23 protein-coding genes are annotated in these 23,116 nt (G+C 67.4%); 9 read left to right on the forward strand and 14 right to left on the reverse strand.

What is annotated here, in order from left to right; genetic code table 11:
• Positions 1-634: 634 nt before the first annotated feature.
• Positions 635-1,270, forward strand: a complete 636-nt coding sequence (locus AC1C2U_RS06145) for a hypothetical protein (RefSeq protein ID WP_495360852.1) — start codon at positions 635-637, stop codon at positions 1,268-1,270.
• 191 nt (positions 1,271-1,461) lie between these two features.
• Here the strand turns inward: AC1C2U_RS06145 and AC1C2U_RS06150 are convergent, their stop codons facing one another.
• Entirely contained in the window at positions 1,462-3,054 is a 1,593-nt protein-coding gene (locus AC1C2U_RS06150; RefSeq protein ID WP_495360853.1) for an ABC-F family ATP-binding cassette domain-containing protein, read from the reverse strand.
• 88 nt (positions 3,055-3,142) lie between these two features.
• Positions 3,143-3,829, reverse strand: coding sequence for a helix-turn-helix transcriptional regulator (locus AC1C2U_RS06155; protein WP_495361956.1), 687 nt, complete (start codon positions 3,827-3,829; stop codon positions 3,143-3,145).
• Between AC1C2U_RS06155 and AC1C2U_RS06160 the strand changes: the two genes are divergently transcribed.
• A complete protein-coding gene (locus tag AC1C2U_RS06160; RefSeq protein WP_495360854.1) occupies positions 3,807-4,217 on the forward strand; it encodes a hypothetical protein in 411 nt (136 codons plus the stop codon). The two genes, AC1C2U_RS06155 and AC1C2U_RS06160, sit on opposite strands and share 23 nt — an antisense overlap.
• A 17-nt stretch (positions 4,218-4,234) precedes the next feature.
• On the opposite strand, the gene AC1C2U_RS06165 is transcribed toward AC1C2U_RS06160, so the two are convergent.
• Positions 4,235-5,521, reverse strand: a complete 1,287-nt coding sequence (locus tag AC1C2U_RS06165; RefSeq protein ID WP_495360855.1) for a DUF2254 domain-containing protein — start codon at positions 5,519-5,521, stop codon at positions 4,235-4,237.
• A 277-nt stretch (positions 5,522-5,798) separates the two neighbouring features.
• Between AC1C2U_RS06165 and AC1C2U_RS06170 the strand changes: the two genes are divergently transcribed.
• A complete protein-coding gene (locus tag AC1C2U_RS06170; RefSeq protein WP_495360856.1) occupies positions 5,799-6,845 on the forward strand; it encodes an NADPH:quinone reductase in 1,047 nt (348 codons plus the stop codon).
• Here the strand turns inward: AC1C2U_RS06170 and AC1C2U_RS06175 are convergent.
• The 5 genes from AC1C2U_RS06175 to AC1C2U_RS06195 form a co-directional block, all read right to left on the reverse strand.
• A complete protein-coding gene (locus AC1C2U_RS06175) occupies positions 6,842-7,555 on the reverse strand; it encodes an ABC transporter ATP-binding protein (protein ID WP_495360857.1) in 714 nt (237 codons plus the stop codon). The two genes, AC1C2U_RS06170 and AC1C2U_RS06175, sit on opposite strands and share 4 nt — an antisense overlap.
• Positions 7,552-9,327, reverse strand: coding sequence for a branched-chain amino acid ABC transporter ATP-binding protein/permease (locus AC1C2U_RS06180; RefSeq protein WP_495360858.1), 1,776 nt, complete (start codon positions 9,325-9,327; stop codon positions 7,552-7,554). The genes AC1C2U_RS06175 and AC1C2U_RS06180 overlap by 4 nt, the downstream gene beginning before the upstream one ends.
• Positions 9,328-9,329: 2 nt before the next feature.
• On the reverse strand, positions 9,330-10,205 hold the full coding sequence (locus tag AC1C2U_RS06185; RefSeq protein WP_495360859.1) for a branched-chain amino acid ABC transporter permease: 876 nt from the start codon (positions 10,203-10,205) through the stop codon (positions 9,330-9,332).
• A 106-nt stretch (positions 10,206-10,311) separates the two neighbouring features.
• Positions 10,312-11,484 carry an ABC transporter substrate-binding protein gene (locus AC1C2U_RS06190; protein ID WP_495360860.1) on the reverse strand — a complete coding sequence of 391 codons (1,173 nt, stop codon included), beginning with the start codon at positions 11,482-11,484 and terminating at the stop codon, positions 10,312-10,314.
• 245 nt (positions 11,485-11,729) lie between these two features.
• Positions 11,730-12,257, reverse strand: coding sequence for a GNAT family N-acetyltransferase (locus tag AC1C2U_RS06195; RefSeq protein WP_495360861.1), 528 nt, complete (start codon positions 12,255-12,257; stop codon positions 11,730-11,732).
• 365 nt (positions 12,258-12,622) lie between these two features.
• On the opposite strand from AC1C2U_RS06195, the gene AC1C2U_RS06200 reads away from it, so the two are divergent.
• From AC1C2U_RS06200 to AC1C2U_RS06210, 3 genes are all read left to right on the forward strand, one after another.
• Complete coding sequence (locus tag AC1C2U_RS06200) at positions 12,623-13,714, forward strand: 1-deoxy-D-xylulose-5-phosphate reductoisomerase (protein ID WP_495360862.1); 1,092 nt, start codon at positions 12,623-12,625, stop codon at positions 13,712-13,714.
• A gap of 209 nt (positions 13,715-13,923) precedes the next feature.
• A complete protein-coding gene (locus AC1C2U_RS06205; protein ID WP_495360863.1) occupies positions 13,924-14,499 on the forward strand; it encodes a GNAT family N-acetyltransferase in 576 nt (191 codons plus the stop codon).
• A gap of 55 nt (positions 14,500-14,554) precedes the next feature.
• Positions 14,555-15,916: an FAD-binding oxidoreductase gene (locus AC1C2U_RS06210; RefSeq protein ID WP_495360864.1), complete on the forward strand. Its 1,362-nt coding sequence runs from the start codon at positions 14,555-14,557 to the stop codon at positions 15,914-15,916.
• Between the two features lie 68 nt (positions 15,917-15,984).
• Here the strand turns inward: AC1C2U_RS06210 and AC1C2U_RS06215 are convergent, their stop codons facing one another.
• The 4 genes from AC1C2U_RS06215 to AC1C2U_RS06230 are packed head-to-tail and all read right to left on the reverse strand — an operon-like array spanning position 15,985 to position 17,759.
• Positions 15,985-16,473 (reverse strand): GNAT family N-acetyltransferase, encoded by a 489-nt coding sequence (locus tag AC1C2U_RS06215; protein ID WP_495360865.1) that lies wholly within the window; start codon positions 16,471-16,473, stop codon positions 15,985-15,987.
• A gap of 35 nt (positions 16,474-16,508) precedes the next feature.
• On the reverse strand, positions 16,509-16,697 hold the full coding sequence (locus AC1C2U_RS06220; protein ID WP_495360866.1) for a hypothetical protein: 189 nt from the start codon (positions 16,695-16,697) through the stop codon (positions 16,509-16,511).
• Positions 16,694-17,305 carry a TetR/AcrR family transcriptional regulator gene (locus AC1C2U_RS06225; RefSeq protein ID WP_495360867.1) on the reverse strand — a complete coding sequence of 204 codons (612 nt, stop codon included), beginning with the start codon at positions 17,303-17,305 and terminating at the stop codon, positions 16,694-16,696. Before AC1C2U_RS06225 ends, AC1C2U_RS06220 begins: the two co-directional genes overlap by 4 nt.
• Positions 17,306-17,354: 49 nt before the next feature.
• On the reverse strand, positions 17,355-17,759 hold the full coding sequence (locus AC1C2U_RS06230) for an NIPSNAP family protein (protein ID WP_495360868.1): 405 nt from the start codon (positions 17,757-17,759) through the stop codon (positions 17,355-17,357).
• A 107-nt stretch (positions 17,760-17,866) separates the two neighbouring features.
• On the opposite strand from AC1C2U_RS06230, the gene AC1C2U_RS06235 reads away from it, so the two are divergent.
• The gene (locus AC1C2U_RS06235; protein ID WP_495360869.1) at positions 17,867-18,955 is read left to right on the forward strand and encodes a DNA glycosylase AlkZ-like family protein; all 1,089 of its coding nucleotides are present in this window, start codon (positions 17,867-17,869) and stop codon (positions 18,953-18,955) included.
• 97 nt (positions 18,956-19,052) lie between these two features.
• Here AC1C2U_RS06235 and AC1C2U_RS06240 read toward each other — a convergent pair whose 3' ends face one another.
• Positions 19,053-19,886 carry an alpha/beta fold hydrolase gene (locus AC1C2U_RS06240; protein ID WP_495360870.1) on the reverse strand — a complete coding sequence of 278 codons (834 nt, stop codon included), beginning with the start codon at positions 19,884-19,886 and terminating at the stop codon, positions 19,053-19,055.
• A 138-nt stretch (positions 19,887-20,024) separates the two neighbouring features.
• Here AC1C2U_RS06240 and AC1C2U_RS06245 point away from each other — a divergent pair, with 138 nt between their 5' ends.
• Together AC1C2U_RS06245 and AC1C2U_RS06250 are read left to right on the forward strand one after the other, a co-directional pair.
• On the forward strand, positions 20,025-20,525 hold the full coding sequence (locus AC1C2U_RS06245; RefSeq protein WP_495360871.1) for a CGNR zinc finger domain-containing protein: 501 nt from the start codon (positions 20,025-20,027) through the stop codon (positions 20,523-20,525).
• A 45-nt stretch (positions 20,526-20,570) separates the two neighbouring features.
• A complete protein-coding gene (locus AC1C2U_RS06250; RefSeq protein WP_495360872.1) occupies positions 20,571-21,497 on the forward strand; it encodes a prenyltransferase/squalene oxidase repeat-containing protein in 927 nt (308 codons plus the stop codon).
• Between the two features lie 126 nt (positions 21,498-21,623).
• Here the strand turns inward: AC1C2U_RS06250 and AC1C2U_RS06255 are convergent, their stop codons facing one another.
• On the reverse strand, positions 21,624-23,063 hold the full coding sequence (locus AC1C2U_RS06255) for a sulfatase family protein (RefSeq protein WP_495360873.1): 1,440 nt from the start codon (positions 23,061-23,063) through the stop codon (positions 21,624-21,626).
• Positions 23,064-23,116: the final 53 nt, after the last annotated feature.

Genomic DNA, 23,116 nt, shown 5'->3' on the forward strand with positions numbered 1-23,116 from the left:
CCCGCCCACATGGCTCGACCCCAACGGCCGATGGCGCCACACCACGAAATCCCCAACCAGACTCGCCGACCAACTCGAACGAAGACCCCCCGCAATCGCATGACCACACCCTGCGTACAGAGGGGCCACACCGGCACCGTCGAGCCAATCGACGACGATCGGTGAACTCTCCCGTCATGCCGCACCGGCTCGAGGAAGATTCCGCCGCGGTCGCGTGACGGCGCTGGCACGCGGGCTGTCGAGGCGGTCGACGCGATCAACGATCACTCTCGTCATGCCGCACCGGCTCGAGGAAGATCCGCCGCGATTGCGTAACGGCACCGGCACGCTCCGTCACGCCAGTCGACGATATCCGTGATCACGCTCGTCATGCCCGCACCGGTCGGTGCCGGTCGACGAGATTGGTGATCATTTGTCGTGCCGAGGCGTGCCGGCGTCGCGGCCACAGCGTCACAGGCTCAGCGACGCACCGGGGCATACGTCGACGACGTCCGCGGCGGGCATACACCAGCGGGCGTACGGCGGATGCCTCCCCCAGGCGGATGCCGATGCGATCCCGCGCGGCGATGCTGGTGCGAGCACTCATGACACGAGCGACCACCCGACACTCACGACACTCGCGAAAGGAGCGATGATGTCGACGACCACGGGCCGTTCAGCCGCACCAGCTGCACCGGCCGCACCGCTGCCTCCGACCCGCTTCCGCCTGTCGCCACGCACGAGGAAGCTCGTGCTCGTCACGCACATCGCCGCCGCGGGATCGTGGCTCGGACTCGACCTCGTGCTCGGCATCCTGGTCTTCACCGCGTTCACTGCAGACGCACAACCGGCCGCCGCAGCGGCCGTGAGCATCGCCACGTTCGCGACCTGGCCGCTCATCACGATCGGGCTGCTCACCCTCGCAAGCGGCGCCATACTCGGCCTCGGCTCCAAGTACGGACTCGTGCGCTACTGGTGGGTGCTCTCGAAGCTCGCCCTGAATATCGTGCTCGTCACCCTCGTAGTGCTCGTGCTCGCGCCGGGCACCGAGGAGCTTGCCGGCACGGCGTTCGACGCGCTCGCGTCCGGTGCCTCGCCCGAGGTGACCTCGACCATGGTGTTCCCACCGCTCGTCTCGTCGACTGCCGTGATCGTGGCGATGACCCTCTCGGTGTTCAAGCCATGGGGCCGAGTGGGCGCCAGACGCCGCAGGCGTGCGGACGCGACATCCGTCGACCGAGCAGTCACTGACGCACCGCCGGACCCGCTCCTTCGTCACCCGCGCGTGTAGCGCCGGCCCTGCGCAGTGCGCCGGCTCCCGGGCCCAGTCCCGAGCTGGCCGCGACCGGTACCGATGAGCTACCGATGAGCTACCGATGAGCTACCGATGAGCTACCGATGATGTTCCTCGGTGCGGGCACACTCGCGCTGCTCGTCGTCGGCGGCGGCGTCCTGCTCCTCCGGCGGCGCGGTCGGCTGACGTCAGAGCGCCCCGGTCGCCGCCGTCTCGCGCACGCGAGGCGTGCCGTCGAAGACGAGCAGGCGGTCGGCGAGCTTGTCGACGAAGAACCGGTCGTGACTGACGACCACGACTGCACCCGGGAAGTGCGTGAGCGCGCGCTCCATGACCTGCGTCGAAGTGATGTCGAGGTGGTTCGTGGGCTCGTCGAGCACGATCACGCCGGCCCCCGAGAGCAGGCACTGCGCGATCGCCACGCGGGCACGCTGACCGCCCGAGAGGGTGCCGATCTTCTGCTGCAGGTCGGCATCGGAGAACTGCAGCATCGCGAGGAACCGGTTCACGCTCTTCTTCGTCGCGGTGAACGCCAGCGACTCGGGGTAGGCGTTCACGGCATGACCGACCGTGTCCTCCAGGTCGAGCGACGCGTAGACCCGGTTGTACGAGACGAACCTGACACCCTTGGCCCAACGCACGGTACCGGCATCCGCTTCGGTCTCGCCCGTGAGCACGTCGAGCAGCGTCGACTTGCCCGAACCGTTCGACCCGAGCACCGCGACACGGTCGCCGCGCTGCAGGTCGAACGACAAGTTCTCGAAGAGCGGCGTGCCGTTGAATCCCTTCGTCAGCCCCGACACCGTGAGCAGGTCGTTGCTGACCCGCAAGCCGTCGTAGATGCCCGTGATGATCTGGTCGATGGGGCGCGGAGCCTGGCGCTTCTTGATGTCGGCGAGTCGGCGGGTGACCGCGTTGGATGGGTTCCGAGCTGCCTCGCGACGAGCAGTCGACGCTGCCTGCTCGTAGGCCAGCAGCTCCTCTTCGTGCGCGAACTGGCGCTCGAGCATCTTCAGGCGCGACTGCTTGGCGTGCACGTAGGCCGAGTAGTTGCCCTCGTACTCCTGCAGGCGGTAGTTCTCGATCTCGACGATGCGGGTGACGACCCCGTCGAGGAACTGCCGGTCGTGCGAGACGACGAGCACTGCGCCGGCGAAGCCGCCGAGCCACCCCTCGATCCAGCGCACCCCGTCGAGGTCGAGGAAGTTCGTCGGCTCGTCGAGCAGCAACACGTCGGGCGCCTGCACGAGGATCAGCGCGAGCGCGGCACGGTTGCGCCATCCGCCCGACAACCTGCCCACGGGAAGGTGCCGCCGCTCCTCGTCGAAGCCGAGGCTCGTGAGCACCGTGTCGATGGTGTTCTCATAGGTCCAGCCGCCGATCGCGTCCATGCGTTCGAAGAGCTCGCCCTGCTCGGTGAGCAGGCGCGTCATCGCCGCGTCGTCCATCGGCTCGGCGAGCAGCATGCCGATCGCGTCGAGGCGCGCCTGTGTCTCGTGCACCGCGGCGAAGTGGCCGCTCAACGTCTGCTGCACGGTCAGTTCGCCGTCGAGCTCGGAGAACTGCGAGAAGTACCCGATCGTGGTGCCGAGTGTGGCGTCGACGGTGCCGCCCGACGGCTCGAGCCGCCCGAGCACGAGCTCGAGGAAGGTCGTCTTGCCCGTGCCGTTCTTGCCGATGAGGCCGACGCGATCGCCCTGCCGCAGCTTGAGGAACGCCTCCCGCAAGACGGGCCGCCCGTCGAACTCCATGCTCACGTCGTTCAGGCGGATCAGGCTCACTGGGGTCCTTGCGTCGGGATGGGCGATGAGGGCGAGACGGATGCCTCGAGCCCGTGCGTTCGAGATGGCACTGCCGCGCCGGGCGAGTCTACCTGTCGGCAATGCGGCCGGGGCCAGAGGCATCCGCTGACCGGTCGAGGTAGCGCTCCACCCCGTCGGCGGAGCGGCCGGGGCCAGAGGCATCCGCTGACCGGTCGAGGTAGCGCTCCACCCCGTCGAGGATGCGAGCGAGACCGAAGTCGGCGCCCGCGGGATTCATCCGCCGAACGGCACCGGGCGTCGCACCGTGGCGTCGCTTGAACGCTCGACTGAATGAGGCCTCAGAGGAGTAGCCGACCTGACTCGAGATCGATGCGATCGGATCGGTCGTGCGGGTGAGCTCCGAATGCGCCTGCTGCAGTCGCCAATCGGCGAGATAGCGCATCGGTGGTTCTCCGACGAGGGTCGTGAACCGTTCGGCGAAGGTGCGATCACCGCCACACCGAACCGCATGTGCTCGTACGTCTCGCTGACCTGCTCCACCGGGATGTCGAACAACGGCGTGCTCGAGGCATCCGCTGCGCTCAGGATTCTGTGAGGCACTGGCCCTCGCGGGCGCCGTGGAACTCGTGCTCGGAGCGGCCTGCGTCTGGGTGCTGATGCGACGACGCCCGGTGACCGACCACGGGTACAGCCGGCCGCGGGTATAGTCTGCGGACGCGCCGCCGCGACTGTGGCGGCGCGTCCGGACCGTCGATCCGAGGGAGCGAGCCGTGCGTATTCGCGCAGTGGATATCGTCGACGTCTTCGTCTACCTCGTCGTGCTCGGCCTGTTCGTGCAGTTCATTCCGAACATCATCACCGAGTCGTTCGTGGTCTCACTGCTGACAGCCGTGCTGTTCAAGCTCGCGCTCGAAGTCATCGCAACGCTGAAGACGCGCATTCTCACGCGAGTGCGCACGTCGCGCACCGCTGTCGGCAAAACGCTGAACTCCGCGTTGCTGCTGCTGTTGGGCGCCGGCAGCAAGTTCCTCATCCTGTGGCTCACCGACGTGCTGTTCGGCGACGCGGTCCACCTCGGCGGATTCTTCTCCGTCACGCTGCTCATCGTGACGCTCATGCTCGCGCGCTTCGGGGTGCGCAGGCTCATCGATCGTGCACGACCGCGTGACGGGTCCGCGTGAAGCAGGTGGTACGACCGTTACGGCCTGCGCTGCTCATCGACCGCCGCGCCGATCCCACTGCCGTCGACGCCGGAAGCAAGCTCGATATCGCTGTCGTCGTCGTACCGTCTCTCGACAGCAGCGAGCAGGAGGCCGCGCTGCAGCTCCAGTGGCGGGCGCCGGTCCTCATGAGCCACGGTGAGCAGATCGTCGAGGGCTGAGTGGATGCGGCGGGCCACCTGCGGCGAGCCGACGCCGGCAAGTCGCACCTCGGTGAAGGCCAGGGTGACGTAGTCGCCCCACGACATCACTTTCTCCGTCAGGCGCAACTCCCCGTCCTCATCGTGGTGGCGACCGTCCGGAAACTCCCGCCTGACCAGCTCACGCAGGCAGTCGTGCAGACGGTCGATCGCCTGCACCGCCGTGGTCGGGTCCTGCCACGGCGCGTCGGAGAGTGCACGGATGGCCATGTCGACCAGCAGTCGCATCCCGTAGGCGACGTCGTGCTCCAACGTGCGCTCCGGGCGGAGCACGATGGCCCCGTGCACCTTCCGGCGGTCGAGACGCGCAGGGTCACCGTGAACAGTGAACAACCGCCCGCCGGACGGCACGAAATCGCCGAGGGCGGGGACGAGCTCCAACGCGCAGCCGGCCCGCCGCGCGGCCGCGACGAGCTTCTTATACCTGACCGACGTGACGACGCCGGACTGTTCTGCCACGACGACGGTCGCGTCGACGACATCGGGCACCGGCTCCTCGTTCGGGTAGACCTTGTTCACCATCTTGCGGGTGTTGTCCCCCGCGATCTCCACGAGCGCCGAGACCCGCAGCGCCTGGCCGATGTGGTGGATGTACACCACGAGAACAGCGATGCTGACCAGGGAAAGCAGGAACGTCGTGACGATCGCGACGCCCGGCACCTGGCCCGGATCACCGCCGACACCGATCCGGACCTCTCGGATCGTCAGGAGCGTGTGGACGAACGTCGCGACGAACAGGCCGATGGCGAACTGGCTCGGGCGGTCTCGGAGCAGCCGCTGCACGATACGCGGGGAGAACTGCCCCATCGCGAGCTGCACCACGACCAAGACGATGGTCAGCACCAGGACTGTGAGGTTGACCATCGACGTGGCGACCGTGGTGAGGATCTCCAGAGCGGCCTCGGGGCCGCCGACGATATCTTCAGGCACGAGCTCGTAGCCGGTGGCCCGGTCGATCGCGATCGTCGTAAGGGAAATCACGAACCCGACCAGGACGCACAGAACTGGGATCAACCAGAGCGAGGTCAGGACGTTGCGCATTGCCTTGTAGACCGTGTTCTGCATGCCGCTCCTTCGCGACGTACCCGAGATCGAGCCGAGCCGATCGCCCGTGACTCGACGCTGCGTGCTTGCTCAGGTTCGCGGGGTGACGTCACCTCAGGCTACTGACGCCCGACGATCGGGGCTATGGGCTTGACGAGTTGCCGATCATGCCCGTCAAGACGACCGGCACCCCCGGGTCACGCAGCTCGGGAGTGAAGTAGATCACGGCGACGAGGCAGGCGGACACGATTTCGAAGCGGCAGGAAGAACCACCGTCCTCACCGCGTTGGCTTCGAGTATGAGAGCGATCGTGTACTCGCAGTCCGGTGATTCATCCGTATTGAACCTGGTGGAGCGCGAACTCCCCGAGCCCCGCGCGGGTGAGGTGCGAGTGCGGGTCGTGGTGTCGGGCGTGAACCCCACCGATTGGAAGGCGCGTGCCGGCGGGCGGCCGGGCAGGCCGACCCCGTTCCCCGAGGTCGTCCCCGATCAGGATGGCGCGGGCGTCGTCGATGCGGTCGGCCCCGGCGTGAGCGGCCTCGAGGTCGGCGATCGGGTATGGCTGTTCCTCGCCGCCCACGAGCGGCCGACCGGCACAGCCCAGGAGGTCACGGTAGTGCCGGCAGAGCGGGTCGTGCCGCTTCCGGATGCCGCGAGCTTCGACATCGGCGCCAGCCTCGGCGTTCCCGCGATGACCGCGCACCGTGCCCTCACGGTCGCCGAGGGCGGCCCGTCGCGACTCGGCCCCGGAGCCCTCGACGGTCGCACCGTGCTCGTCGCCGGGGGCGCCGGTGCCGTCGGCCATGCGGCGATCCAGCTCGCCCGCTGGTCGGGTGCGCGGGTCATCACGACCGTGAGCTCGCCCGAGAAGGCAGCACTCGCGACGGCAGCGGGCGCGCACCACGTGGTGAACTACCGGGCGGGCGACACGACCCGCGCCATCCGCGCGATCGCTCCCGACGGCGTCGACATCGTCGTCGAGGTCTCGCCGGCCCGCAACGCGCAGCTCAACTCGAGCATCATCGCCAACCACGGCACGATCGCCGTGTACGCCACCGACGGCGGCAGCGAGATGACCCTCGACGTGCTCCACCACTTCTCGCTCAACGTGCGCTACCAGTTCCTGCTGCTCTACACCGTCGGCGCCGAGCCCCTTGCCGCGGCGGCTGACGACATCGGCCGGGCGCTCCTCGACGGAGCGCTCGATGTCGGCGAGCGGGCCGGACTCCCCCTGACGCGCTTCCCTCTGGAGCGCACGGCCGAAGCTCACGACGCCGTTGAAGCGGGCACCGTCGGCAAGGTGCTCATCGATGTGGCGGCACCGAGCGACCGAACCGAGCGCTAACCGAGCCCGAGGTACGCCTCGATCACCCGCTCGTCCGACAGCAGTTCGTGCGCCGGCCCGGAGTGGGTGATCTCGCCGGTCTCGAGCACGTGGCCGATATCGGCGGCGGCCAGTGCCCGCCGGGCGTTCTGCTCGACGAGCACCACGGTCGTGCCTGCGTCGCGGATCTCGGCGATCACGGCGAAGACCTCGTCGACGATCTTCGGCGCGAGCCCCATTGACGGTTCGTCGAGCAGCAGCACCTTCGGCTCGGCGATGAGCGCTCGTGCGATCGCGAGCATCTGCTGCTCGCCGCCTGAGAGCGCGCCGGCCTGCAGTTTTCGACGCTCCCGCAGGATGGGGAATCGCTCGTAGGCGCGAGCGACGCCATCGTGAACCGCCTTGCCGCGATGCCAGCCACCGAGACTCAGGTTCTCATCGACCGTCAAGGTACCGAGGATCTCGCGGCCTTCCGGCACCTGCACGAGCCCCGCCTTGACGAGGCGGTGCGCGGGCCACCGCGTGACATCCGTGCCGTTGAAGCGCACCGCGCCGCTGCGCGGGCGCACGAGACCGCAGACCGCGTCGAGGATCGACGTCTTGCCCGCCCCGTTCGCCCCGATGAGGGCGACGATCGCCCCGGGCTCGACCGTGAACGAGACGTCCCGAACCGCGTCCACGCGCCCATAGCTCACGTGCAGGCCCTCGACGCTGAGAATCGGCGTGCTCATCGTGCGTCCTCCGTTCCGCCCTCGTCGCCGTCGCGAGTCGCCGTGTCGACGGCCACCTCGGCGACCACCTCGGCCAGCTCCTCCGCGGCGAACTCGGCTGTCGCGTCGCCGTCGGCTCCGAGATATGCCTCCAGCACGCGCGGGTCGCGCGCGACCTCGGCCGGAGTTCCCTGCGCGATGACCTCGCCGAAGTCGAGCACCATGATCCGATCGCACGTGGCGAGCATCATCCGCACGTTGTGCTCGATGATGAGCACCGCAACACCGTCGGCTGCCAGCGAACGAATCAGCTCGGAGAGGCGCTCCGCCTCCACCTGGTTCATGCCCGCGGCCGGCTCGTCGAGCACGAGCATCGTGGGATGCGACGCGAGCGCACGAGCGATCTCCAGCCGACGCTGATCGCCGTACGACAGGTCACCGGCGGCCGTGGCCGCCTTGTCGCCGAGGCCGACACGGATCAACTGAGCGGATGCCACGGCCGCCGCCTGCCGTTCGAACCTGCGGGCCGACGGGAGGAAGATCAGCCTCCTGAGCAGCGTGTCACGACTGATTCGGTACCCGCCGACGAGCACATTGTCGAGTGCCGAGAGCCGGTCGAAGAGCTTGACCTGCTGGAACGTGCGTGCCACACCCGCTCGCGCGATTCGGTGCGCCCGTGTCTTGGCGGTGAGCTCGACGCCCAGCACATTGCCCGACCCCGTCGACGGAACGGTCACACCGGTGACCATGTTCACGAGCGTCGTCTTGCCGGCTCCGTTGGGCCCGATCAGGCCGAGCACCTCTGCGCCGGTGAGGGTGAGGTCGACGTCGTGAACGGCTCTCACCCCTCCGTACGATTTGCCGAGAGCGTGCAGGCGCATGATCTCCGTGCCTGCTGCCGGGAGCGGCGCGAGTTGCGGCATCGACGCAGGGTCGCTGACGAGCCGGCTCGACGACCTCCACCTTCGCGGGATCAACCCCGAGAGCCCGCCGGGCAGGAACAGGATGACGACGAGGAGCAGTACTCCCGACACGACCGGCCGTATCCATCCCGCGTCGATGCCGAGACTGCGCTGGAGTTCGGGGAGCGCTGAGAGGAAGATCGAGCCGAGAAGCGGCCCGATGAAGAGCGTCGTTCCGCCGACCACTGCCGTGACCAATCCGTCGACCGCCGCCGGGAACGAGAACTCGTTCGGGTCGGCGAACCGCGTGAAGTGCGTGAAGAGCACCCCGTACAGGCCCGCGACCGCGCCCGCGATGACGAACGATGCCATTCGATACCGGGTCACGTTGATGCCCATGGTCGTCGCAGCGAGCTCGTCTTCGCGGATCGCCGCAAACGCGCGCCCCATGCGCGAGCCCGACAGACGCCAGAACCAGAAGGCGACGAGCGCAAGTGCGATCCATGCCGTCTCGGGGCCGACGAGCTTCGGGAAGCTCATGCCCTGCGCTCCGTTCGTCCACGACTGGTTGATCAGGAAGATCCGCACCATCTCGCCGAAGGCGAGCGTCGCGATGGCCAGGAACACTCCGCGCAGTCGCATGACGGGCAACCCGATGATGAACGCTGCGATGACGCCGACCGCCATTCCGAACACGACCCCGACGGCCAGCGGCGGGATGACACCGAACAACGGTTCGGTCGGCACGACGAGGCTCGACGTGAACGCCGCGAGGGATGCGAGGCCGAGTTGCGCGAGGCTCAACTGCCCGGCGATGAGCACCGCGTAGAAGCTGAAGGCGAGGATCGCCGTCAAAGCGATGAAGGTGAGCAGTGACGAGTACTCGAACATGTCTAGACCTCACGCACCTTGCGTGCTCCGAAGATGCCTTGCGGCCTGATGATGAGAATCAGGAAGAGCAACCCGAATGCGACCATGTCCCGCCACGAGCTGCCGACGGTGTTGACCGCGTACACCTCAGCGAGCCCGAGGATGAGTCCGCCGACGAGGGCGCCGGGCAGTGACCCCAGACCGCCCACGATGATCACCGCGAGTGCCTTGAGTTCGACCGCATGCCCGATGCCGAGGTTGGCGGCATTCACGTTGAGGGCGAAGAGCACGCCTGCCACCGCCCCGAGGGCTGAGGAGATGGCGAAGGTGATGCTGCTGATCCGGCCCACGTTCAGCCCCAGGACGGCGGCCGCATGGGGGTTCTCGGCGATCGTGCGCATGCCCCTTCCGAGCTTGGACTTCGCCACGACCCACGTCAGCACGACCATGAGCGACACGCTGACGACGAGGATCACGAGTTGCAGGAGCGAGAACGACGCGCCCAGGAAGTCGAGCCGGGTCGTGGGGAAGGCATCCGCCGGGAACCGCACCGTGTCGGCGCCGTAGAGGGCCAGCAGCACGGAGAGGACGATCGCGCCGAACGCGATCGAGGAGATCAGACCGGCGAAATGCGCGTCGTGCCGACCCGCGAGCGGGCGAAACGCGATGCGCTCGATGAGCACCCCGAGCACGGCTCCGATCACGAAGACGATCGGGATCGCGACCCAGATCGAGACACCGAAGCGGGTGACGACCTCGATGCCCACAAGGGCGCCGGCAGAGAACACCGCGGCGTGCGCGAGGTTCAACCGGTCCAGAATGCCGAAGACGAGGGTGAACCCGATGGCGAACAACGCATAGATCGAGCCGAGGAAGATCCCATCGACGAAGAGCTGCATGATATGTCCCTAGATCGAGCCGTGCTTCAGATCGAGCCGTGCGTCATCCGAAGCATCCGGACGACGCACGGCTCACGCTAACGGTTGCGTGCCGCAGTGACGAGCACTACTCGAGGATGACGAACTCACCGCCCTCGACGATCTGCACGAGTGCCTCGTGCACGGCATCCCGGTTCTCGTCGATCGACACGTCGCCGAGCACCGTGGGAACGTCGGTGATCCCGGCGAGCCCCGCCGTGATGTCTTCGCGCTCACCGGAGCAGTTCGCACGGACCGCCTCGTCGATGATCTGCATGCCCGCATACGCCTGCGCCGAGAACTGGTCGGGCGCAGCGTCGAATCGCTCGGTGTACGCGTCGATGAACGCGACGTTCTGCTCGTTGTCGGAGGCCGAGTTCCACGCAGCACCGACCACCACGCCCTCAGCGGCTTCGCCGGCGCCCGAGATGAGCGCAGGCGAATTGAACCCGTTGCCGCCGATGATCGGCACGTCGAGTCCGATCTCGCGAGCCTGGGTCACGAGGGGCACCGCCGCATCGATGAGCGCCGACACCACGATCGCATCCGGATCGGATTGCTTCGCCTTGTCGAGCAGAGCGCGGAAGTCGGTGTCGGCCTTGAGGAAGGTCAGGGTCTCGGCGATCTCGACCCCCTCCTCTTCGAGAGCTGCGGCGAACGCCTGGTAGCCCGACTCGGTGAAGGCGTCGTCGTTGCTGTACATCACGACGACCTTCTCGAGTCCGAACTTCTCGACCGCGGCCTGCACGGTCTGCGGGATCACCGCATCCTCCGTGAGCGAGTCGCGGAAGATGTGGTCTCCGATCTCGGTGATGCCGGCGGCGGTGTTCGAGACGCCGAGCACGGGCACACCCGCGTCCTGCGCGACCGGATCCGTCTGCATCGCCGTGTTCGAGAGCGTCGGGCCGATGATGACGCTCGCGCCGTCGGCGATGAAGCCGTCGAACACCTGGATCGCCTGCTTGGGGTCGGTCTCGTCGTCTTCGACCGTGAGCGCGTAGGCGACCCCGCCGACTTCGTTGAGGTCGTCGACGGCCATCTCGAGGGCGTTCTTCTGGCTCGCACCGTATTGCGCGGCGGCACCCGTCAGACTGAACGCGGCGGCGATGGGGATCTCTGCGTCGATCGTGCACTCGGCGCCGGTTCCGGTGCCGACGAGGCCCCCGGCATCCGACCCGCTCTCCGGCGTGGACGAACATGCCGCGAGCGCGAGCAGCAGGAGAGAGCCGCCTGCGGCGGCGGACAGTAGTTTCGTTCTCATCGTTGAGGGCCTCCCTGGCCTGATTCGAAAACGTGGCGTGCATTGCGTCGCGTGCGAACAGTGCACACCGATACAGGTGGGAAGTGCGCCCACGACGCCGATTCGTGCGCCATGCTATTGCGCGCTCGCGGCGTCGGCCTCAGGGTATCCCCCGAACGAGGGACAATCGTTACATCGAATGTGCGTGCAGCGAAGCTACATCGCGATCGACGCCGCGGGTAGGCTGACGCCTCAGCGACGACCCCTCACGGCATCAGCGATTTGACGAAGAGCAGGCTGGGCTCGTCGTAGAAGTCGTGAGTGATACCGCGCCATTCCATCCCGAGGCGGGAGCACACCCGTTGGGAGGCGATGTTGTGGGGATCGGTAACAGCGACGACGGTGCTGAGCCCGTTCCGGGCGGCGTCGGCCAGGACCGCATCGGCAGCTTCTGTGGCGTAGCCGGCACCTTGGGTCTCGGGGTGCAAGTGCCATCCGACTTCCACCGGCGCGTTTATGGTCGTCTTGTTGGACAGCGGTGCCGGCTTGAGGAGAAGGTTGCCCAGCGGCCCGCCTGCCTCACGGTCAACGATCACCCAGATCCCGTGAATCGGATGGTCGATGGCCCGGCGACGTTGAATTGACTCGACGGCTTCCCTCTTGTCCACCATCGGCTTTGCCTGCGGACCGAGATACTGAACGGTCTCCCGACGCGATTCCAGATCGAACAAGAAGTCGGCGTCGTCGGTCTGCCACGGACGCATCACCAATCTGTCGCTGACGATCGTTCGCATGCAATCAGTATTCCTGACTCCCGACGTACAGCCCACACACGACCCGCGCGAGCTAAGCGTGCGGCCGGCCGGCCGGCGAAAATGCCAGGGCCGCCGCCCGCAAGGTGCGACCGTGCGAACTGCGGATACATTCGCCATTTCCGGCGGTGACCACTCACGCTGGTCGACCGTGCTCTATGTCACGAGTGCCATCTCGTCGGTCGGCGCACTCGTTCTGATAGTGGTTCGTGCCGTCCGAACTCGCCGCACCCCCATCGCGCTCGAGCACCGATTCGTACGCGTCGTGACTTCCGCGGTCCGCGATCCCTGAGGGCCACATTGACGGTCGACGTGTAGCGGCAATCAAGTGCGGCAGAGTTGTGTACATGAAACGAGTGGTGGTTCTCGGCTCGACTGGCTCGGTCGGCCTTCAAGCGCTTGACGTTGTGCGCGCATTCTCATCGGATCTCACGATCGTTGGTCTCAGCGCGGGCACCAACCGCGAGTTGCTCGATTCCCAAGCAGCCGAGTTTGGTGTGGCAGATACCGCACTCGGGACCACGGATGCCGCAGACCTCGCTGGCTCCGTGGAGTGCGACATCGTCGTGAACGCGATCGCGGGATCGGCTGGGCTTGCCTCAACACTCGCCGCCCTTCGCAACGGACGGACGGTTGCGCTTGCGAACAAGGAGTCGCTCATCGCTGGCGGCGACCTCGTACGAGCGGCCTCGTCGCCAGGCCAGCTCATCTCAATCGACTCCGAACACGCCGCACTCGAGCAAGCACTCCGAGGCGGTTCGGCCGATGAGGTCGAACGATTGCTCGTCACAGCCTCAGGTGGGCCATTCCGCGGCAAGTCGCGGGCAGACCTTCGGAACGTGACGCCCGCCGAAGCATTGCGCCACCCAACGTGGAAGATGGGTCGCTTGATCACGACGAACTCCGCAACCCTCGTCAATAAAGCCCTCGAAGTTCTTGAAGCGCATTACCTCTTCGATGTACCGCTTGACGACATCGAGGTCGTCGTTCACCCTCAGTCGATCGTCCACTCGATGGTCGAGTTCGTCGACGGGACCACACTCGCCCAAGCGGCGCTCACCGATATGCGCCTGCCCATCCTGGCCGGCCTCTTCTGGCCCGACCGCATGCCAACACCATGGCCGCGGATCGACTGGACGGAATCGCACACGTGGACGTTCGAGCCGTTGGACCACATCACGTTCCCAGCCATCACCCTCGCGAAGGCGGCGTCCAGCTCCGGCTCAACATTCCCAGCTGTCTACAACGCCGCGAACGAGGTCCTCGTTGACTTGTTCCACGAACACACCATCGGCTTCCTCGAGATCGTGGACGGCATCGAACGGACACTCCAAGCTCACGAACCCGAGCCGGGCCCCATCAGCATCGAGAGCCTGCAGCGAGCCGAGTCGTGGGCACGAGCGTTTGCAGAGGGACTGTCCGCGCTCACCCAGGCATAACGCCCGCGGCACGGGAATTCCATACATCGAACGGCCGGATTCCGCGGTACTTGTCATCAATGACAAGTAGGTGCCAAGTGTCGCGGAATCTGCCATCTTCGCGCGGAACCTACACGTCGGGCGCCGCGGATTTCGCCGTCACCGATATGGGCGCCCGCGGGTCGCCGCGGCTGTTGCCCGCTGTCGGCTGGCGATGGGAGGCTGACGACATGACGATCGAGGTGCGCGCGGCCACGGAGTTCGACGATGTGAAGACGATGGTCGGGCCGAAGAATCCCACGTCGAACGTGTGCTTCTGCCTGAGCTACCGATTGCTCTCGTCGAAAGAGAACCAGGCGTTGCGCGGGGCCGAGCGGGCCGAGCGCGTGCGAGGGCTGTGCGAGCTCGACCCGCCGCCCGGCGTGCTCGCCTACGACGGCGACGAGGTGGTCGGCTGGGCTGCGGTGCATCCGCGCGCCGACACGAGTTTTGCGAAGAACCGCCTGATCCCGCACGTCGACGACCTCGATGTGTGGTCGGTGTGGTGCTTCCGCGTGCGGCGCGGGCACCGGAAGAGCGGCATCTCGCACCACCTGCTCGCCGGTGCGGTCGACTTCGCTCGCGAGCACGGCGCGCCGGCGATCGAGGGTTATCCGGTCGACAACCGGGGCGAGAAGGTCGACCTGACCATGGCCTATGTCGGCACCCGCAAGCTCTTCGAGCAGGCGGGGTTCACGAAGGCGGCCGACACCGGCTCGGTGCTGAGCGGGTTTCAGCGGGTGCTCATGCGCCTCGAGCTGCCCTGACGCGCTGCGGATGTCGGAGCCCATCGCTACCGTGGCACACGACGAAAGGACCCCGATGACCTCCTCATCCGGCTCAGCCCTGCTCGACCTTCGCTCAGTGCTCAGCGGGCCGCTCATCCTCCCCGGCGATACCGACTACGAGACGGCACGCATGGCATGGAACCTCAGTGTCGACCAGCGTCCGGCGGCGATCGTCGAGCCGGCGGATGTCGCTGACATCAGTGCGATCGTCCGCGCGGCGTCCGCGACCGGGCTCGGCGTCACCACCCAGCCCAACGGCCACGGAGCCTACGACGACCTGGCCGGAGTCATCGTGATCCGTCCCTCACGGTTCGACGAGATCGTGGTCGACGAGCAGGCACGCGTGCTGCGGGCGGGCGCCGGCGTCAATTGGGGTCGCGCGCTCGAGCGGCTCGACGGCACTGGGCTCATCGCGCTTGCGGGATCGAACCCCGAGGTCAACGTCGTCGCGCTCGCGATCGCGGGCGGGCACTCCATGTTCAGCCGCCGCTACGGCATCACGGCGCGCTCGATCATCTCGGTCGAGCTCGTCGATGCCGCTGGCGAGGTTCGCCTGGTGACCGATGCCGACGATGCCGAGCTCATCTGGGCACTGCGCGGCGGCGGCGGGATGTTCGGCGTCATCACCGCGATCGAGCTCGCCCTCTATCCTGGCGACGCCATCTTCGGGGGCGGCCTCATCTTCCCGGCCGAGTCCGCCGAAGCGGTCGTCGCCGCTGCCTTCGCACTCGCAGGCGACGAGCCCGAACTCGGGCTCGACATCGGCATGATGCGCTTCCCCGATGCGCCGATGCTGCCTCCGCACCTGCGTGGCCGCACAGTCGCCACAGTCGGCCTCGTGCACGTCGGCGACGAACTGACAGGGCGCGCATACGCCGACCGGCTCATCGCCGTCGCCGAGCCGATCGCGAACACGCTCGTACCCTTCACGATCGGCTCGCTCGCCGCCGTGGCCGCCGAGCCCGTCGACCCGATGCCCTCGGCCGATTTCGGGGGCGCGCTCGGCGGGCTCGACGCTGCGTTCGCACACGAGTTCGTCGAGGCGTTCCTTCGCGGCGCAGACCACGGACTCATGCGCTGCAGCATCCGCGCAATGGGCGGGGCGATCGCCGACGAGCTCGGCGCAGAGTTCTCAGCGGTCGGCGCGATCCACGCCGAGGGCCTGCTCAGCTCTGGAGTGCTCCTGTTCGACCCGTCGATCGATGTCGCGGCAGCGTTCGAGCCGCTTCGCGATCTCGTGGCGAAGTACCCGGGCGGCGGCACCGTGCCGACCTTCCTCGGGGCCGGCGCGCCGCTCGCCGATGCCTACGACCGCGAGGTGCTCGACCGGCTCGCCGCGGTGAAGCGGCGCGTCGATCCCGAAGGTGTCATCCGCAGCAACCGAACGCTCGGCTGATTCGAACGAAGCTCGAGATGGCCCGCGAGCAGACGAACGGTGCTCAGCATGGGGCTGACGGCGGATCGTCAGAGGAACAGCTTGAAACCGACGTGCGACGCTTCGAAGCCGAGCCGCTCGTAGAAGCGATGGGCGTCGGCTCGGCGGGCATCGGAGGTGAGCTGCACGAGCGCGGCTCCGACCGAGCGTGCATGGTCGACCGCCCAGCGGATCATCTCGGTGCCGAGACCCACGCCGCGAGTCGACTCCGCGACTCGCACCGCTTCGATCTGCATACGGGTCGCACCGCCGCGCGCGAGTCCGGGGATGAGCGTGAGCTGCATGGTGCCGACCAGCTGCCCGTCGGCACCGTCGACAGCCACCAGGGTCTGCGCCGGATCGGCGTCGATCGCCTCGAACGCGCGCTCGTAGCGCGCCAGGTGCTCGGGGTCGGCACTGTCATCGTTCGCACGCAGCGCGTCGGCGGCGATGAGCTCGACGAGCGCGCCCAGGTCCTCTCGGCGAGCACGGCGAAGCGTGAATGAGGAACCTCGGGCATCGATCGTCGCAAGCACCATGCATCAAACCTCTCATGGTGCGTGAACGCGCCGGTTCAGGCGATGGCGAATCGTGAGATGAGTCCGCCGGCGAGCTGGAAGGTGAACTCAGCCGGCCCGTTGTACCCGTTGCCCGAAACGGTCACCGTCAACACGTACTCGTCGGGAGCGTTTCCCGGCAACACGCCGTCGACCTCGAAGTGCTCCTGCCGGCCGATGTTGTCGGACTCGTTCCAGCTGCTCACGCGTGGTGCGGCTCCGTCGCGATCGTCGTCGCAATCGAGCGCAGGTATCCCGTGAGCTCCACTCGGGAGGGTCGAGGAAAACCCGGACCGGATGCCGCGAGGTTGTGGACTGCACCGGTGATCGCGAACCCGAACGCCGCGGTGTCGACATCACCGCGCACGCGCCCGGCTCGCTGCTCACCGATGAGGTAGTCGGCGACGGCGACACCCAGCGAGTCGAAGAACATCGAAGCCTCGGCGGATTCGGAGAGCCGAGCCGTCAGGCGCGCTCCGTCGAGTGACTCCGCGTGGACGAGAGCCGGGGTCTCGGCGTCGAGCAAGATGCTCGCGTAGTGGTCGAGGTTCTCACTCAGGGAGCGAGCGCCGGCCTCGGCGACCCAGGCGGCCATACGGCGGCCCAGGTCGCCGAGCTCCGACACGGCGACTTCGATCACGAGCTCCTCGCGATCGGCGAAGACTTTGTAGGGCAGGCCGACGGCGCACCCCGCCTCGCTTGCGAGCCCGCGCATCGTCAATGCCGATGCACCTTCGCGTCGCACGAGAGCCCGCGCTTGATCGATGAGGTCCGCCCGGAGACGTTCGGTCGCCTCAGGCGTGCGGCGGGGCACGGAGTGAATCGACGATCGTCTCGGGCGGATTCATGGCGTGTTCAGGGTATCAGCGGGCGGAGGCGCCGAGGCTGACGAAGCCCTTTCGACACTCGACGACCGTCACGCGCGCGCCCGCTGAGCGGTTCGCGTCGAGGGCAGCGGTGAGTCGAGGGCCGGGAGCACCGACCACGGTGATCGTCTCGATGGCTGCCAGCTGGAAGGTGCGTTCGATGAACGGAGCGATAGTGGCGAGGTGCTCCTCCATCGCATTCGGGTCTGCGTGCAGCGCGGAGACGGCGAAGCTCGCGTCGCTCAGGCCGACCGACAGCGCGAGGGCGCCTGGCCCTTCAGCGCGAACGGATTCCACGAACTCGGTGACGAGATCGGCCAGCTCGTCGTGCGCTCCGGGATTGACCCGGTAGACGGCTGAGAAAGCGAGTGGGACTTCTGTGACTGGTTTCTGTGAACTCATGTTCACGATGATACTGTGAACGCGCGTTCACGACAACTCTCGTTGAGACATCCGCTGCCACCGCCCGGGTGACGCGACCCCAGATGCCCGACGAGTACCGTGATCGTATGGAGCCGCACCACCTCGACCGCACCCAGGCGCGGCGCATCGCCATCAGCGCGCAGCTGCTCGACGCCTCGCGCCCGACGGAGCTGATCGACGTCGTGCAACGACTCACGCTGCTGCAGGTCGATCCGACCGCCGCGATCGCTCCGAACGCCGACCTCGTGGCGTGGAGTCGACTCGGCTCGGCGTACCGGCCGGCCGATCTCGTGCATGCGCTCGAGGTCGAGCGCAGCCTGTTCGAGGTCGACGCGCTCATCCGCCCGATCGAGGATCTCGCGCTCTTCCGGACCGACATGGCGACGTGGCCGACCTGGCCGAGATCGCGCGAATGGCTCGAACAGAACGAGACGTTCCGCCGCGACATCCTGGCGAGGCTCGGCGAATCGCCCGTGCCGCTGCTCTCCCGCGACATCCCCGACACGAGCGTCGTGCCGTGGCAGTCGACCGGTTGGAAGCACAACCGCAATGTCGGTCAGATGCTCGAGCTCCTCATGATGCGGGGCGAGATCGCCATCGCCGCACGGCGCGGACGCGAGCGGCTGTGGGACCTCGCCGAACGCGTGTACCCGCCGCATCGGTCCGCGCTCCCTGCTGAGGAGGCGCTCCGGGTGCGCAACGAACGTCGCCTCACAGCGCTCGGCATCGCGCGCGAGAAGAGCACGACCATGCCGCTCGAACCCGTCGACGTCGGCCAGGCCGGTGAACCCGCCGTCGTCGACGGCGTGCCCGGGATCTGGCGAGTCGACCCCGCCGCGCTCGGCCGGCCGTTCAACGGCCGCACCGCACTGCTCTCCCCGTTCGATCGTCTGACCTACGACCGCGTGCGCGCGCAGCAGCTCTTCGACTTCGAGTACGTGCTCGAGATGTACAAGCCGGCCGCCAAGCGTCGCTGGGGCTACTTCGCGCTGCCGATCCTGCACGGCGATCGACTTGTCGGCAAGCTCGACGCCAAGGTCGACCGCAAGGCGGGCGTGCTCACCGTGAACGCGATCCACGAGGATGTGCCGTTCACCCGCGACATCCGCCGCGCGGTCGATGAAGAGGTGCGAGGCCTCGCGGAGTGGCTGGGGGTCGAGCTGCGCTCCAGTTAGCATCGCGGCGCAGCGATGCCCCGAAACCGGGGCTCCGGGGCATCGCCGTCTGCGAGGGGTGCAGACCGACGTCTCCTCGCTCTACTTGCGCAGGGCTCTACTTGCGCAGGAAGGTGAGCAGCGCTTCGGTGACCTCTGCCGAGTGGGTCCAGAGCAGGCCGTGCGGCGCACCCTCGATCTCGATGTAGTCGGCGCTCGGCAGTCGCTTCGTGAACTCGCGCGCGGTGGCGTCGATCGGAAGGATGCGGTCGGCGGTGCCGTGCAGGATGAGTGCGGGCACGTCGATCTTCTCGATGTCGGCGCGGAAGTCGGTGAGCCAGCTCTGCACGACGCCCGCCGCGGTGAACCATGACGACGAGGCCGCGACCGCCCAGCTGCCGCGCACGGCGGCCTCGCTGATGCGGGTGCCGAGGTTTTCGTCGAGGTTGTAGAAGTTCTGGAAGAAGTCGTCGAACCAGGCATAGCGGTCGGCCGTGGCAGCCTGCTCGATGCCGGTGAACACGTCGGCCGGCACGCCGGTGGGGTTGTCGTCGGCCTGCAGCAGGTAGGGCTCGAGCGAGGCGAGGAACGCGGCCTTGGCGACGCGCTCGCTGCCGTAGGTGCCGAGGTAGCGACCGACCTCACCGGTGCCCATCGAGAAGCCCACGAGCACGACGTCGCGCAGGTCGAGGGTCTCGAGCACGGTGTTGAGGTCGGCGGCGAAGGTGTCGTAGTCGTAGCCGACGGTGGGCTGGCTCGATTGCCCGAACCCGCGGCGGTCGTAGGTGATGACGCGGTAGCCGGCCTCGAGCAGTGCGGCCGACTGAAGCTCCCACGAGTGGCCGTCGAGCGGGTAGCCGTGGATGAGCACGACCGGCTGACCGGTGCCGTGGTCTTCGTAGTAGAGGTCGATGTTCGTGGAGTTCTCGGTTCCGACGGTGATGAACGACATGGTTCCCCTTCGATCTGACCGGAGTATCTAACCGGCTTCGATTGTTGCAGTGGTTATATGGACATGGAACCACCGTTGTTCCAACCTGTCAAGTGAACTTATGGGGTTAGAATCGGACGAAAGATGAAGGATGCCGCCATGACCACCCGCCAGCAACCGCTGCTGCTCGACCTCGTGAACTCGAGGCTCGTCTACGACGACCACGTCGCCGACGAGATCGGCGATGACCGGTCCGCAGCAGCCTGGCTGCGTGAGCACGGAGCCATCGGCAGCCCCGGCGAGATCACCGACGCCCGCGCCGTGCGAACGGCCCTCGTCGAACTGCTTCGCGACGAGGCATCCGTCGCCGTGCTCTCACCGTGGGTCGAAGCCATGCGTCGCCGCGCCGAACTCACCGACCACGGTGTGCACTGGCGCGATGACGTGCCCGCCGACCGTGCAATCGGCGCCCGTGTCATCGAGGAGTGGGCGGCGCTGCAGGGGCCGGCTGGCTCACGCATCCGCCCCTGCGCGGCATCCGACTGCCAGCACTTCCTCATCGACCAGAGCCGCTCCAACGCCCGCAGGTGGCACTCGATGGAGACGTGCGGCAACCGCGAGAAGGCCCGCCGGCACTACGCCCGCGCCAAGCAGGGCTGAGTTCCGACACTGGCCGCGGTGAGCGAAGTTCGGCAGCATGGGCGCATGGATGTCCCAGAGTGGCTGCTCGACTCCGATCCCGCGATCCGCTGGCAGGTCATGCGAGACCTGCTCGACGCACCGCCAGCAGAGACGGCCGACGAGCGCTCGCGCATCACGACCGAAGGCTGGGGCGCGAGGCTCCTCTCCCTGCAGCCCGATGGCGGCTACTGGGGCGGCGACGAATACGGCCCGAACGGTGAGCGCACGAGCGTCACCTGGACCCTGCACCTGCTGCGCCGGTTCGGCATCGACCCGGATGCGCCGCGGACCCGATCGGCCGTAGCGCGCGTGCGCAACGGGGTGGTCTGGAGGGAGTGGGACGATCTGCCGTACTTCCACGGCGAGGTCGAGGAGTGCATCAACGGCGGAGTGCTCGCGCTTGCGGCGTACTTCGGTGAACTCGGCGCGGGGAGCGACCGCATCCTCGAGCTGCTGCTGCGCGAACAACTCCCAGACGGCGGGTGGAACTGCGAACCGCGCGAGGAGTCGGACCGGTCGTCCTTCGACACGACGCTGTGCGTGCTCGAGGGTCTGCTCGCCTACGAGCAGGCGATTCCGGATGCCCCGGCCGACGTGGTGAACGCCCGTCGCCGTGGTGAGGAGTACCTGCTCGAGCGAAACCTCTTCCGCCGCCGCTCGACCGGTGAGATCGTGCGCCCCCGGTATGCGAACTTCATGTTCCCGCCCTACTGGCTCTACGACGTGCTGCGCTCCCTCGACTACTTCCGCACCACGGGTGACCGGCCCGACCCCCGGGTCGCCGACGCGATCGAGTTGCTGCTCGCCGGGCGCGGCGACGGCGGTCGCTGGCCGGCCGGCGTGCCCTGGCACGGCGAGGTGCATTTCGCCGTCGACGCGCCGCAGGGCGAACCCAGCCGGTGGAACACCTTCCGCGCCCTGCGGGTGCTGCGCTGGTACGACGCCCGATGACCGACGTAGCAGCTGAAGCACTCGCCGACCTCCCCTGCGTCGAGCGGTTCGAGCAGCTCCAGTTCCGCCTCGCCCAAGTTCTCCGGCGGGGCCGGGCGACCGGTGCGGGATCAGACCGGTGCGAGATCAGACCGCTGCGAGCCGCTCCGGTCGGGGCTGCGACGGGTGCGGCACGTCGAGCAGTTCGGCCTGCAGCTCCCACAGCACGACCTTCAGGTCCTCACGTAGTTCGAAGTGCGCGGGGTCGAAGTAGACGTTGTTCAGCTCGTCGGGGTCGGCTTCGAGATCGTACATCTCCCACTCGGGCGGGTAAGCGTGCGGCGAAGCGCCCGGCAGCCCGAGGCCGTCGTTGTAGAAGTAGATGAGCTTGTGCCGGTCGGTGCGAACGCCGTAGTGGGCGAACGCGTGATGGTTGGCGTCGTCGTTCTCGAAGTAGCGGTAGTACATCGCCGGGCGCGTCGGCAACTCGGGCTGCTCTGTCAGCTGCGCCCAGAAGCTCGCGCCCTGCATGCGCGGATGCGCTCCGAGGCCGGCGCTCTCGAGAATGGTCTGGGCGAAGTCCACGTTCGTGATGATCTGGGTGAGTGGTTCCTCGCGATGGGGAATCCGCGACGGGCAGCTGATCACGAGCGGCATCCTGAGCGACTCGTCGTACATGAACCGCTTGTCGAACCACCCGTGATCGCCGAGGAAGAACCCCTGATCCGACGTGTACATCGTGAGGGTGTCGTCGAACGCGTTCCGCTCCCGCAACCAGTCGATCACCCGGCCGACGTTGTCGTCGACGGATGCCACGCAGGCGAGGTAGTCCTCCATGTACCGCTGGTACTTCCAGAGTGCCGCCTGCTCGTAATCGAGCCCCTCGGGCGGCGCCTGCTTCAGGTCGGCGAGCGTCAGGTGATCGGCGATGCGCATCGCCGCCCGGTGCGCGGCCGACGACCTCGTGCGGTAATCGTCGTCGAAGGTCGCCGGCACCGGGATCGGCTCGGTGTACATGCCCCGATGCTTCTCGTCGGGCTCCCACGGCCGGTGCGGCGCCTTGTGGTGGATGAGGAGGCACCATGGCTCCTCGCCCTCGAGCGACTCCAGCCAGGCCAGCGAGAGATCGGTGATGACATCGGTCGCGTAGCCCTCGACGATCTGCACGCCGTCTTCGGTGAGCACCTGCGGATCGAAGTACTCGCCCTGGTCGCGTAGCACGGCCCAGTAGTCGAAGCCCTGCGGATCGTGTCCCGGCCCCTCGCCCATGTGCCACTTGCCGACGATCGCGGTGCGATAGCCGGCCTCGCGCAGCTGCGAGACGAACGTCGGCTGCGCGGCGTCGATCGGCGTCTCCAGCGTGGTGACCCCGTTGACATGACTGTAGGTGCCCGTGAGGATGGACGCCCGACTCGGCGTGCAGAGCGCATTGGTGCAGAAGCAGTTGTCGACGCGCACGCCCGCCTCCGCGATCTCATCGATGCGCGGGGTGCGATTGACGACGGAGCCATAGGCGCTGATGGCGTGCGACGCGTGATCGTCGGTCAGGATCACCACGATGTTCGGGCGACGTTCGGTGGTACTCATTCGTCTCATTCGTCTCGTGCGGGATGGGCAGGCCGAAGCATCCGCAGATCGGC

Source organism: Agromyces sp. Y575 (genome assembly GCF_059445445.1).

Bases quoted from the DNA above. Each gene is read 5' to 3' on its own strand.
- AC1C2U_RS06145 (WP_495360852.1), top strand. From the start codon at position 635: ATGTCGACGACCACGGGCCGTTCAGCCGCACCAGCTGCACCGGCCGCA.
- AC1C2U_RS06165 (WP_495360855.1), bottom strand. From the start codon at position 5,521: ATGCAGAACACGGTCTACAAGGCAATGCGCAACGTCCTGACCTCGCTC.
- AC1C2U_RS06170 (WP_495360856.1), top strand. From the start codon at position 5,799: ATGAGAGCGATCGTGTACTCGCAGTCCGGTGATTCATCCGTATTGAAC.
- AC1C2U_RS06175 (WP_495360857.1), bottom strand. From the start codon at position 7,555: ATGAGCACGCCGATTCTCAGCGTCGAGGGCCTGCACGTGAGCTATGGG.
- AC1C2U_RS06180 (WP_495360858.1), bottom strand. From the start codon at position 9,327: ATGTTCGAGTACTCGTCACTGCTCACCTTCATCGCTTTGACGGCGATC.
- AC1C2U_RS06185 (WP_495360859.1), bottom strand. From the start codon at position 10,205: ATGCAGCTCTTCGTCGATGGGATCTTCCTCGGCTCGATCTATGCGTTG.
- AC1C2U_RS06190 (WP_495360860.1), bottom strand. From the start codon at position 11,484: ATGAGAACGAAACTACTGTCCGCCGCCGCAGGCGGCTCTCTCCTGCTG.
- AC1C2U_RS06195 (WP_495360861.1), bottom strand. From the start codon at position 12,257: ATGCGAACGATCGTCAGCGACAGATTGGTGATGCGTCCGTGGCAGACC.
- AC1C2U_RS06200 (WP_495360862.1), top strand. From the start codon at position 12,623: ATGAAACGAGTGGTGGTTCTCGGCTCGACTGGCTCGGTCGGCCTTCAA.
- AC1C2U_RS06205 (WP_495360863.1), top strand. From the start codon at position 13,924: ATGACGATCGAGGTGCGCGCGGCCACGGAGTTCGACGATGTGAAGACG.
- AC1C2U_RS06210 (WP_495360864.1), top strand. From the start codon at position 14,555: ATGACCTCCTCATCCGGCTCAGCCCTGCTCGACCTTCGCTCAGTGCTC.
- AC1C2U_RS06215 (WP_495360865.1), bottom strand. From the start codon at position 16,473: ATGGTGCTTGCGACGATCGATGCCCGAGGTTCCTCATTCACGCTTCGC.
- AC1C2U_RS06230 (WP_495360868.1), bottom strand. From the start codon at position 17,759: ATGAGTTCACAGAAACCAGTCACAGAAGTCCCACTCGCTTTCTCAGCC.
- AC1C2U_RS06235 (WP_495360869.1), top strand. From the start codon at position 17,867: ATGGAGCCGCACCACCTCGACCGCACCCAGGCGCGGCGCATCGCCATC.
- AC1C2U_RS06240 (WP_495360870.1), bottom strand. From the start codon at position 19,886: ATGTCGTTCATCACCGTCGGAACCGAGAACTCCACGAACATCGACCTC.
- AC1C2U_RS06245 (WP_495360871.1), top strand. From the start codon at position 20,025: ATGACCACCCGCCAGCAACCGCTGCTGCTCGACCTCGTGAACTCGAGG.
- AC1C2U_RS06250 (WP_495360872.1), top strand. From the start codon at position 20,571: ATGGATGTCCCAGAGTGGCTGCTCGACTCCGATCCCGCGATCCGCTGG.
- AC1C2U_RS06255 (WP_495360873.1), bottom strand. From the start codon at position 23,063: ATGAGTACCACCGAACGTCGCCCGAACATCGTGGTGATCCTGACCGAC.